The 1,547-nt window shown below is 62.9% G+C and carries 1 protein-coding gene and 1 pseudogene; both read left to right on the top strand.

Translation table 11 applies throughout. From position 1 onward, the window contains the following. Positions 1 to 998 (top strand): annotated as a pseudogene (locus tag AX725_RS21115) (ATP-binding protein); the annotation flags it as partial. A 59-nt stretch (positions 999 to 1,057) separates the two neighbouring features. After that, positions 1,058 to 1,384: a hypothetical protein gene (locus AX725_RS02830; protein ID WP_066115132.1), complete on the top strand. Its 327-nt coding sequence runs from the start codon at positions 1,058 to 1,060 to the stop codon at positions 1,382 to 1,384. Positions 1,385 to 1,547: the final 163 nt, after the last annotated feature.

Genomic DNA, 1,547 nt, shown 5'->3' with positions numbered 1-1,547 from the left:
GCGTCTCGGAGAGCCTTGGCGGCAAAACATACCATGCCCGGCTCGATATCGGGGCCACCCCGGGCCTTGCCCTTGTGCTCCCGGCGCGCAAGGAATTCGTCGAGAATGCCGCGTTTGCGGCGCTTCAGGCGGCCTGCAGGCGCACGATCTATGCCGCGCTGGCGCACAGAGGCCAGCACCGGCTTTCCTTCGAGAACTGGAAGGAAGCGCGCGATCTTGGGGTTGCCCTGCCGGAGGCCGACCCCTGCCTGCCCCGCTGGCATGCTGCCATTGCGGAGAGCGACAACGTCAATGTCGAGTATGAGGAAATCGCAGCAGGTGCGGACACGATCCTTGTCGCGGATCTTGAGCCCGATATTGCCCAGGGACTGGAGCGCGCGCTGCGCGACCACCCCTTGCGCCCGCACCTCGTCGAGAACCATCCCGCATACGCTGGCTATGGCTGGTATGACGCGCTGCATCAGCTCGGCAACGTGCGCTTCTATGTTGCAGCCGGAGAGCGCGACCACGTCATCGCCGAAAACGGCAGCTTCCCCCCGCTCGATGACCATGTTCGTGCCGAGACGATCGAGCTGAGGTTCTGCGTCTTCCACCGCGCCAGCGTAACGCAGCGCGAGGAACGGATCTCGGCAGATGTCGCCTTCGTCCTCGGCGAGGATGGTTGGTACAGCGGCATCGACCAGATCCGCATTGCCTATGTTCCGGGTCCGGCGCTGACTCCTGAAACGCTGGTCGATCTGATCGAGAACGTCTGTTTCTGCGCGAACGACGACAGCGAGGCCGACTCCTGGGACACCCAGCACGAGCACTTCCTGCGCGATGCGCGCGAGCTCGCGGCCCGGGTGCTGCTCGGCGAGGACGAGGCCATTGCGGCGCGTATCCGCGACACGCTTGCCGGCATCCTCTGGGTCATTCCCAAGGACCGGCAGGTTGCCATTACCGTTGCTGCCGGGACCGCGATCGATGTTCAGCTTTCCGCTTTTCAACCTGCGGGCTGAGTCCCGCGAGGCCGTCCGGTTGTCCGCTCGTCGTCTCTTGGATCAGGAGGAGACCTCCAATGCATGACACATCTGACCTCACTTGCGCGCGGCAACGCACCGAGCGCATTGCGCTGCTCAATGATGCCGCGCGCCAGGGCCGTGACCGAACGGCCCGCATCGTCATGACCTCCGGGTTGCTTGCAGAATTCGGCGGCGACACCGTGGCACAAAGCATGATGGCCCAGGCTCGGTTGATGGCCGCTCTGCGCCATTGCACCTTCGCCCAGGATTCGCCCGAGCGAGACTTTGCAAGCATGGATGTCGATGGCATCAAGGTGCTGATGAAAGTCGATTTGTATGATCCGGGGCTTGTCAAGTTCGCATTGAACGGTTCCTTCTGTTGACGCGGTGGGGGGCACACGCAATGCTCAGGGATTGGCTTCATTCGTTCCGAGGTCAGCTGATGCACTATCCGTGCATAGACTTGTATCCGGTCGCGGCCGTGCCCGCGCACCATAATCCGTATTCACATCCCCGGATCGAGCAAAGGCGGATGCGGACCAAACT

This window comes from Blastomonas sp. CCH9-A1, from assembly GCF_001557175.1.
Classification (GTDB): domain Bacteria; phylum Pseudomonadota; class Alphaproteobacteria; order Sphingomonadales; family Sphingomonadaceae; genus Blastomonas; species Blastomonas delafieldii_A.
The sequence above is the reverse complement of the archived record's forward strand: the minus strand, read 5'-3'. Positions and strand labels throughout refer to the sequence as shown.

Bases quoted from the DNA above. Each gene is read 5' to 3' on its own strand.
- AX725_RS02830 (WP_066115132.1), top strand. From the start codon at position 1,058: ATGCATGACACATCTGACCTCACTTGCGCGCGGCAACGCACCGAGCGC.